This window comes from Micromonospora craterilacus (genome assembly GCF_003236315.1).
Taxonomy (GTDB): domain Bacteria; phylum Actinomycetota; class Actinomycetes; order Mycobacteriales; family Micromonosporaceae; genus Micromonospora; species Micromonospora craterilacus.
Genome location: NZ_POTY01000256.1, coordinates 1 through 9,571 on the forward strand (window position 1 = coordinate 1; position 9,571 = coordinate 9,571).

At 70.5% G+C, this 9,571-nt stretch carries 8 protein-coding genes and 1 pseudogene; 4 read left to right on the top strand and 5 right to left on the bottom strand.

Features of this window, described 5'->3' with window-relative positions:
- Positions 1-202: pseudogene (locus tag C1I95_RS28360) on the top strand (zf-TFIIB domain-containing protein); the annotation flags it as partial.
- Positions 203-379: 177 nt separating this feature from the next.
- Here C1I95_RS28360 and dnaB read toward each other — a convergent pair.
- Positions 380-1,771 (bottom strand): replicative DNA helicase, encoded by a 1,392-nt coding sequence (dnaB, locus tag C1I95_RS28365; protein ID WP_438941347.1) that lies wholly within the window; start codon positions 1,769-1,771, stop codon positions 380-382.
- Positions 1,772-2,180: 409 nt separating this feature from the next.
- Between dnaB and C1I95_RS28370 the strand changes: the two genes are divergently transcribed.
- A complete protein-coding gene (locus C1I95_RS28370; RefSeq protein WP_111218376.1) occupies positions 2,181-3,833 on the top strand; it encodes a hypothetical protein in 1,653 nt (550 codons plus the stop codon).
- 111 nt (positions 3,834-3,944) lie between these two features.
- On the opposite strand, the gene rplI is transcribed toward C1I95_RS28370, so the two are convergent.
- From rplI to rpsF, 4 genes are all read right to left on the bottom strand, one after another.
- Positions 3,945-4,391: a 50S ribosomal protein L9 gene (rplI, locus tag C1I95_RS28375; protein ID WP_111218378.1), complete on the bottom strand. Its 447-nt coding sequence runs from the start codon at positions 4,389-4,391 to the stop codon at positions 3,945-3,947.
- Positions 4,392-4,405: 14 nt separating this feature from the next.
- A complete protein-coding gene (gene rpsR / locus C1I95_RS28380) occupies positions 4,406-4,645 on the bottom strand; it encodes a 30S ribosomal protein S18 (RefSeq protein ID WP_007073789.1) in 240 nt (79 codons plus the stop codon).
- Positions 4,646-4,686: 41 nt separating this feature from the next.
- Entirely contained in the window at positions 4,687-5,223 is a 537-nt protein-coding gene (locus C1I95_RS28385; RefSeq protein WP_199523947.1) for a single-stranded DNA-binding protein, read from the bottom strand.
- A gap of 81 nt (positions 5,224-5,304) precedes the next feature.
- Complete coding sequence (gene rpsF / locus C1I95_RS28390; RefSeq protein WP_111218380.1) at positions 5,305-5,595, bottom strand: 30S ribosomal protein S6; 291 nt, start codon at positions 5,593-5,595, stop codon at positions 5,305-5,307.
- Positions 5,596-6,195: 600 nt separating this feature from the next.
- Between rpsF and C1I95_RS28395 the strand changes: the two genes are divergently transcribed.
- On the top strand, positions 6,196-6,987 hold the full coding sequence (locus C1I95_RS28395) for a deoxyribonuclease IV (protein ID WP_111218382.1): 792 nt from the start codon (positions 6,196-6,198) through the stop codon (positions 6,985-6,987).
- The gene (locus tag C1I95_RS28400) at positions 6,984-9,383 is read left to right on the top strand and encodes a hypothetical protein (RefSeq protein WP_233513942.1); all 2,400 of its coding nucleotides are present in this window, start codon (positions 6,984-6,986) and stop codon (positions 9,381-9,383) included. Before C1I95_RS28395 ends, C1I95_RS28400 begins: the two co-directional genes overlap by 4 nt.
- Positions 9,384-9,571 lie beyond the last annotated feature (188 nt).

A 9,571-nucleotide genomic window follows, 5' to 3' on the forward strand; every position in this document is an offset into this window, starting at 1 on the left:
GCATGTGACTCAGCCGGGCGGTTACCCGCCGCCGCACGCGCCCGCGCCGCAGCAGCCGGGCTACGGCACCGTGCCGCCGCCCCCGCCGCACGGCTACCCGGCACCGGCACCGGCGTACGGCCACGGTCAGCAGCACTACGGCTACCACGGGCACTACCGGCGCAAGAAGCGCAAGAGCTTCCTGGACGACATGTTCGGCTGAGCCCCAGCGAGACCGGGCCGCCGCACCGGCCGGCCCGGTCCCCCGTCGGCCCACTCATGGTGGATCGCCTGCCGGCTTACGCCGTACGACTTGGCAATCGCGGTGAGCTCTCGCCGCCGGCAGCTCGGCCGATGACCTGCTCAACTTGGGCTGGCGACAACTGAGAAGCCGAGTGGCTCACCCGATTGCCATGTCCACGAATCGGGACAGATGCAACTGAGCGGCCACGGTCACCGTGTCGGTCGGGCCATTCCTGTGCTTAGCGATTATGAAATCCGCTTCCCCGGCCCGGGGTGACTCCTTGTCGTAGTAGTCGTCGCGGTGCAAAAGGATGACAACGTCCGCATCCTGCTCGATCGAGCCCGATTCGCGCAAATCGGACAACTGTGGTCGCTTGTCGGTGCGCTGCTCCGGGCCACGGTTCAGCTGGCTGACCGCGATGACCGGGCACTCGACCTCCTTGGCCAGCAACTTCAGACCTCGGGACAGGTCCGCGACCTCCTGCTGCCGGCTCTCGGTGCGCTTCGGTGAGGTCATCAGCTGGAGGTAGTCGACCACGATCAGCTTGAGGTCGTGTCGCTGCTTGAGCCGGCGCGCCTTGGCCCGGATCTCCATCAGGTTCATGCTCGGCGTGTCGTCCACGAACAGCGGAGCCTCGCTGATCTCGCCCATGCAGCGGGCCAGCTTCGTCCAGTCGTCGTCGGAGAGCTGCCCGCTGCGCAGCACGTGCAGCGGCACCCGCGCCTCGGCCGAGAGCAATCGCATGACGATCTCGACCTTGCTCATTTCCAGCGAGAAGATCGCCGCCGCCTGGTTTGCCCGAATAGCCGCATTCCTGGCAAAGTCCATGCTTGCGGTAGATTTGCCCAAACCCGGGCGGCCGGCCACGATGATCAACTGGCCGGCGTGCAGGCCGTTGAGCAGCCGGTCCAGGTCGGTGAAGCCGGTGGGCACGCCGGTCATCACACCGCCCTGGGCACCGACGGCCTCGATCTCGTCCAGGGTCGGTTGGAGCATGTCGGCGAGGACGGCGAAATCCTCGCTGACCCGCCGCTCGGTCACGTCGTAGACGGCCTGCTGGGCAAGGTCGACGATGTCGTCGACGTCGCGGCTGCCGCCGCCCGCGGTGCCGTAGCCGAGCTGGACGATCCTGGTGCCGGCCTCGACCAGCCGCCGCAGCACCGCGCGCTCGCTGACGATCCGTGCGTAGTAGGCGGCGTTCGCCGCGGTCGGCACGCTGGCGATCAGCGTGTGCAGGTACGGCGCGCCGCCCACCCGGGCCAGGTCGCCGGAGTCGGCCAGGGCCGCCGCGACGGTGATCGCGTCGGCCGGCTCACCCCGACCGTAGATCTCCAGGATGGTGTCGAAGATGGTGGCGTGCACCGGCCGGTAGAAGTCGTTGGTCTTGAGTATCTCGACGACGTCGGCGATGGCGTCCTTGGACAGCAGCATGCCGCCCAGGACGCACTGCTCGGCGGCCACGTCCTGCGGTGGTGTCTTGTCGAACTGACCGTCGCGCGGCGCCGGGCCGGATTGCTGCCCGCCGCCGGGGAACGGCTCCGTCCGCATGTCGTCGGTGACCGACACCGGGCCCCCCTCCACTGCGTCGGATCGGTTTCAGGCTTACCGCCTGGGTGCGACAGGTCGACCGTCCACGTCGATCGGGGGCCACCGCGCAGTCGGTCGGGGGGTAACCATACGGAACCCGAGGTCAGCCGCTCAACCACGGCGGTGGACGAGCCTCGGGACAACCTGTGGACGCGGGTGCACAAGCATGTGCGCAGGGTGTGCATCGGGTGTGGATAACTGGTGGGGAACTCTCCACAGCACGCCTGTGAGCTGGGAAGGTACCGTCCCCAGCCTGTGGACGACAATTTCCGGGTAGGGCTTTGTCCCGATCGTCCCGTAGGATCGGTGGCCTACGGCTACACCTGGACAGCGGATTGCGCTTTCGGTTGAGAAGGGTCACGCTCCGGCCGTGAGTTACCGGGACTGGGCACGCGGGGAGGATGGCCCGCAAGAGCGACGGCCGGCCGCTTCGTGGGCCGATCCCGTCGAAAGTTCTCCGGCCGACCGCTACGACTCCGCCGTCGAGCGTTACCGCACCCCGAGCCGCCGCCGTGCCATTGAGCGCGGCCAGGACGAGCCGGCAGAGCCGTACCTGCCGCGTTGGGCGCTGGAGTCGGGTGTCAGCAGTGTCGACGGTGGCGGCCGGCATGCCGCCCCGGACGACGATGACGACGCCGACCGCCCCCGTTACGGCGGCAGCTGGCGTTCGACCGAGACCACCCGCAGCCGGCGGGCCGGCGAGTCGAGCTGGCGCGACTCCCCGTCGCCCGCCGCCGCGCCGGAGGCCGACCACACCCGGGAGTGGACCTTCGACCGTCCACAGGAGGAGGGGTACGTCGGCAGCCGCCGGGCCGAGGAGGACGACCCGGTGTCCGGCGTGACGCCGCAGAGCCGTCCCCGCCGGGCGCAGTCGCGCCGCCGCCAGGTGACCTGGTCGGCACTGGAGGACGAGGGCCAGGACGAGGGCCAGCAGGCGGCCGGTTCGGAGTCGGCGGCCCAGTCGCCCATGCGGCGCCGGCGTCGTGCGGCCGAGTCCAGCGGGCCGGCGGCGGAGCCCTGGGAGCGGACAACCGAACCCTGGGAGCGGACGGCGGAGTCGTGGCGGCGGACGGAGGCGGCCGGCCGCCCGCCGGAGGTGGACCCGTGGGATGCCTCCGGTCTGCATGCCTGGCAGCAACCGGGCGGTGCCGACCGTCGGCCCGGTGCCGGGTCGACCGATCCCTGGGACACCGACAGCACGAGCCAGTGGCTGCAGACGACCGCCACGGACCAGTGGCTCGAACCCGACAGCACGGGCCAGTGGGACCGCTACACCGAGGCCGATCGGCGGGAACGGCAGCAGGCACCCCGGTGGGACGGCTATTCCGACCTGGATCGTTGGGACCGCACGGAGCCGCCGCGCTCGGGTGCGGCGTCCGGGGCCGAGCAGTGGTCCTGGACGGGGCGGGCTGAGCCGGAGCCGGTGCAGGAGGGCTTCTGGCCTGGGACCCGGTTGGCCGGCGACGATCCCCGTTGGGTCGACGCGACCGCGTCGGCGCCCCGCTCACCGGTGGTCGGCTACACCGCGCCCCGTCCGCGCCCGGCACCGCGGCGGCGCTCGGCCCCGGTTCCTCCCGCGCGGGAGGCCGGCATGGCAGCCGTACGGCGGCGGATCGAGGCGGTCAGCGCCGGTAGCTGGAACCGTCGCCTGGAAGACGACCTACTCGACCCGGATCCCGGTGGCCCGTGGCTGCCGCTGTTGTACACCGCCGCCTGCTACCTCCTGCCCGCGATGGTGATCTTCGTATGGTTGCTGACGCTGGACGGCGCGCCGCCGGTGGGCTGCGTGACCGATATCAGCGGCGGCGGGTGCGAATCGCCACGGGCACGGGCGTTCGGGTCGATGGTGGGTGGAATACCGAGGTTCGGGTTGGCGCTGGCCAGCAGTCTGGCGGTCGCGATGCTGCTGCGTCGGGTGGGCACGACATGGCGGTCCACCACGGTGGCGCTCGCCGCCGCGGTGGTCGGCGGTGGTCTGTCCACTGTGATGATCAGCGCGGTGACCGGCCAGCCCATCGGCTGACCACCGCTGCTGTCCAGCCGGCCGGGTCGGCCGCCCTCGCTTGATCGGCGTATACGACAGGGCCCGCACCGGTGAACGGTGCGGGCCCTGTCGCATACCTGCCGGCGGGGCTCAGCCCTGCACGACGTTGAGGTTGAACGTGGCGGTCACCTCGGGGTGCAGCTTGATCCGCACCGGGTGCGACCCGATCGACTTGATGTGACCGGACACCTCCAGCCGGCGGCGGTCGAGGGCCGGACCACCGGCCGCCTTGACGGCGTCGACGATCTCGGCCGGGGTGACCGAGCCGAAGAGCCGACCACCGTCGCCGGCGCGGGCCTTCAGGTTCACCTTGAGGCCCTCGAGCTGGCCCTTCACCTCGTTGGCGTGGCCGAGGTCGCGGATCTCACGGGCCGAGCGGGCCCGCTTGATGAGGGTGACCTGCTTCTCCGCGCCCTTGGTCCAGGCGATCGCGAAGCCCTGCGGAAGCAGGTAGTTACGGCCGTAGCCGTTCTTGACCTCCACGATGTCGCCCGGGGCACCGAGCCCGGACACTTCCTGAGTCAGGATGATCTTCATGTCGGCGCCTCCTCTCAGCGGGCCGTCGCGGTGTACGGCAGGAGCGCCATCTCACGGGCGTTCTTGACCGCACGGGCGATCTGCCGCTGCTGCTGCGAGGTCACGCCGGTCACCCGCCGAGCGCGGATCTTGCCGCGGTCGGAGATGAACTTGCGCAGCAGCGCGGTGTCCTTGTAATCGATATAGGTGATCCCGTCCTTGTCTAGCGGGTTCACCTTCTTCTTCGGCTTGCGCAGTGCCGCAGCCTTCGCCATTGCTCTTGCTCCTGGTTTACGATCACGGGCGCTCGGCGCCATTAGAACGGTGGCTCCTCGTCGAAGTTGCCGCCACCCGAGCGCGAGGGGGCTGGTGCAGCCGAAGCCCAGGGGTCGTCGAAGTTGCCTCCGCCGCCGCCCTGACCACCACCGCCGTTGCCACCGCCACCGAAGCCGCCGCCACTGCCGCCGGAGCGGGACATCTTCTGCACCTTCGCCGTGGCGTAGCGCAGCGACGGGCCGATCTCGTCGACCTCCAGCTCGATGACAGTGCGCTTCTCACCCTCGCGGGTCTCGTAGGACCGCTGACGTAGCCGGCCCGACACGATCACGCGGGCGCCGCGCTGCAGCGACTCCGCCACGTGCTCCGCAGCCTGCCGCCAGACGGTGCACGAGAGGAACAACGGCTCGCCGTCCTTCCACTCGCCGGACGCCTTGTCCATGAACCGGGGCGTCGAGGCGACCCGGAACTTGGCGACGGCCGCCCCGGAGGGGGTGAACCGCAACTCGGGGTCATCAGTCAGGTTGCCGATGACCGTGATGGTGGTGTCTCCTGCCATGACCATCTCCTCGCGCACTCAATCCGTACCCGCGTACAGGTTCTCAGAACCCTCCGACAGCACCGATGAGGCTGATCCGGGTGGGGCTGGGTGGAATGCTCAGCGCATTTCGGGACGGATGACCTTGGTGCGCAGCACGGACTCGTTGAGTCGCAGCTGACGGTCCAGCTCGGCGACCGCCTCCGGAGTTGCCTGGAGGTCGACGACGGCGTAGATGCCCTCGGCCTTCTTGTTGATCTCGTACGCGAGGCGCCGGCGGCCCCACACGTCGGTCTTCTCCACCGAGCCACCCGCGGTCCTGATCACGTTCAGGTACGTGTCGAGCGACGGGGCGACGGTGCGCTCCTCGAGACTGGAGTCGAGGATCACCATGATTTCGTAATGACGCAAGACGTGCTCACCTCCTGTGGGCTAAGCGGCCACGGTCCTTCCGTGGCAGGAGGTCGTGCGTCGTGCCCATCCCGGCTCGGGGGGACCCGGCCCGGGAGCGGACAACCGGACCAGGATACCTGGCCCGGACGATCACCATCACCGAGGTGACGGGCACAGCGAACCGGGGGTCCGCGCCGACGTCGCTGTCGGCACGGACCCCCGGTCACGTGACCGCGAGGCGCCTCGTCCGCATTCCTTGGGTGGGACCTGGGGAGGAACGACCACACCGATGAGGTTGGACCGGAGACGCCCCGCGGAGCTTTATCACGTTGTTACCTGACGTTATCCCGGAAGCTGGTGCTTCATGGGGCAAATCCCAGAATTACCGACATTTTTCTCTACGAGTTCCGACCGGCCGCTCCTGAGCATTTCCGCCCCAGCCGGACCAGGCCCGCCGGGAACTGCGGAAACCAACTCCCAGGCCCGCCCGGCAGCGCCGGACGCGCGGATCGGTTGACCGTCGGATCCACCAGAATCAACGACTTCCGGCGTACGCGGTGACGCGACCGGGCGGTGGCGTCACCGCACCTGTCAGGCGCGCGACGTAGGCTCGCCTGCATGCGTATCGGAGCCCACGTCGATCCGACCGATCCCCTGACGGAGGCGACCGCCCGAGCGGCCGACGCCGTGCAGTTCTTCCTCGCCGACCCGCAGGGTTGGAAGGCGCCGCAGCCCCGTGAGGACGCGGAACGGCTGCGCGCGACCGGCATCGACATCTTTGTGCACGCGCCGTACGTCGTGAACGTCGCCACCGGCAACAACCGCATCCGGATTCCCAGCCGCAAGCTGCTCCTGGCCCATGCGAAAGCGGCGGTCGCGATCGGCGCCAAGGGGCTGGTGGTACACGGCGGGCACGTCAACGCCGGCGACGATCCCGCCACCGGGTTCGACAACTGGCGCAAGGCCCTGGCGTACGCGGCGGAGTCCGGCGGCTTCGGCCTGCCGGTGCTGATCGAGAACACCGCTGGCGGTGAGAACGCCTGCGCCCGCCGACTCGACGCGCTCGCCCGGCTGTGGGATGCCATCGGTGACCACGAGGTCGGCTTCTGTCTCGACACCTGCCACGCACATGCCGGCGGCGAGGAACTCCTCGGCCTGGTGGACCGGGTGAAGGCCATCACCGGGCGGATCGACCTGGTACACGCCAACAACTCCAAGGACGACTTCGGGTCGGGTCGGGACCGCCACGACAACCTGCGCGGCGGGACCATCGACCCGGAACTCGTGGTGGCGGTGATCCGGGCGGCCGGCGCACCGGTCATCGTGGAGACGCCGGGCGGAGCCGAGGGGCAGAGCGGCGACATCGCCTTCCTGCGCGGGCAACTCGCCGGGGAGACGTCGGCGGCATGACCACGGACCAGTCCGCCTCCGGCGGCCCGCAGCCGACCTCCCGCCACCCGCGGGCCGCGGGCGACCCGGCACCCGAAGGCACGGAGACCGGTGACGCCGGCCCGGACACATCCAATCGCGAGCCGGGCACGGCCGGCAGCGCCGTTCCCCGCACCACCGCCCCCGGCGGCACCGCAACGGCGTCCTCCGCCGACCGCACCGCGCGCGGCGGACCTGGCGCGGACGCCACCACGACCGGTGAGGCCGACACGACCGGTGAGCCCGGCGCGGACGCCACCACGACCGGTAAGCCCGGCGCGAACGGCACCGCGACCGGTAAGACCAGCGCGAGCGGCAGCACGACCGACGGGGCCAGCGCGAACGGCACCGCAGCCGGTGAAGCCGGCGCGAGCGGTACCACGACCGGTGCGGCCGGTACGAGCGGCACGCTGATCGACCGGCCCGGAGCGGGCGGCGCGGCCGAGGCGAGCGGTCGCGCCGGCACCGACCGGTCCAACGGAGAACGGCCCAAGGCCGGCAAGGACGAGGCCGACCTGGACAAGGCCGACAAGGAGCAGGACGGCGACGGCGACGCCAAGGACCGGGCCGGTGCCCAGGCCGACGGCGGCAGCAACGGTGGCAAGCCGGATCGGTGGGCCGCCTTCGGGCCGGCGCCCGAGCCGGTGCCCACCTGGTACGGCCGGCTCGCCCGCTGGCTCGGCCGGTTCCTGATCCACGAGTGGACCCTGGCCGCCCTCGGTTCGCTGGCGCTGGCCGTACTGATGACCTGGCCGACGCTGCAGTACGCCCGGCACACGCTGCCGCAGGACTACTGGGACCCGAGCCTGCAGGCCTGGCAGATGGCCTGGTCCGGGCACGTCCTGTTGACCGATCCGGCCCAGCTGTGGCACGCCAACGCGTTCTACCCGGAACGGTGGAGCTTCGCCTTCTCCGACACCCTGCTCGGGTACGCGCCGGCCGGCATGATCGGCACCGGCCCCGAGGCTGCCCTCGTCCGCTACAACATCATGTTCGTGCTGGCGCACGCGCTCGCCACGTTCGGCGCGTACGTGCTGGCCCGCCAGTTGGGCGCGGGGCGGATCGGGTCCGCGGTGGCCGGGGTCAGCTACACCTACGCACCGTGGCTGCTGGCCCAGGCCGGCCACCTGCACGTGATTTCCAACGGCGGCATCCCGCTGGCGCTGGCCATGCTCGCCCGGGGGCACGGCTGGTCACTGCGGCACGGCTACCGACCCGAGCGCCGGCACGAGGGCTGGGTGTACGCGGGCTGGCTGGTAGCGGCCTGGCAGCTGAGCCTCGGCTTCGGCATCGGCCTGCCGTTCGCGTACTTCCTCGCCGGCGCGGTCGTCGTGGCAGCGGTCATCTGGTACGCGAAGCGGATCTTCTGGCGGTTGAAGCGACCCTTCGGTCAGCGCCTGTTCGTCGCCGACCTGATCGGTGGGCTGATCTTCGCCGGGGTGGGCGTCCTGATGGCCATCCCGTACTTCACCGTCACGCAACTGCATCCGAACGCGGAACGGACCATCGGTGACATCGCCGTCTTCTCCCCTCCGGCGAGCGGCTTCGTCACGGCCCCCGCCGAGTCCCGCGTGTGGGGCGGGTTGCACGAGGGCGCCCGGGCGATCCTGCCCTGGCACCCGGAGATGACGCTGCTGCCCGGCTTCGCGCTCTACGCGCTGGCCGCCGGCGGCCTGTTCTTCTCGATCTGGACGGTCCGCCAACGCCTGCTGCTGCTCGCCGGGGTGCTGGTGGCGATGACGCTGTCGATGGGCACCAAGCTCTTCGGCGGAGACTTCACCTACGTACCGCTCTTCGAGTACCTGCCCGGCTGGAGCGGCATCCGTACGCCGGGCCGGCTGATGCTGTGGACCACCCTGCTGCTCGGGCTGCTGGCGGCAGGTGCGGTGAGTGCGTTCGCTCAACGGGTCCGGGAGATCTCCGCCGAGCGGATCCCCTCCTGGCCGAGCCCGTGGCTGCGCCTGGCCACCCTGGTACCGCTGATGCTGGTCATCGCCGAGGGTACGAACACCACGCCGCACCCGATGGTGCCACCGCAGCCGGCCGCCATGCGGACGGTCGACGGTCCGCTGCTGGTGCTGCCCAGCGGGCAGAGCCACGACCAGCCGGTGATGCTCTGGTCGACCACCCGGTTCCAGGACATCGTCAACGGGGGCAGCGGCTTCACCCCGCGCCAACTCGACGACGTTCGCCGGGTGACGATGACCTTTCCCGACCAGACCAGCGTCGACTACCTGCGCACTCTCGGCGTGCGCAACGTCGTGGTGATGCGCGACCAGATCATCGGCACGCCGTGGGAGATCAGCGTCGACGCACCGCTCGACGGGCTGGGCATCACCCGCGAGGAGAGCGGCTCGGCCGTAGTGTTCCGTCTCTGAGCCGGTTCGTGGCTGAGGTTGGGTTTGGCGGGGGAGCCCACCCGGCTCCGGGCGGTCAGGCTTGATCCCTGCGTCGGGCGGGCTCCCCCGCCAAACCCGACGCCACCGGGCCGTCTTGGACTTGCCCGGCTGAGGCAGGCGAGCTTCCCCGAAAGCTCAGCCGGTGGCCAGGACTTGCGGGTCTGGGT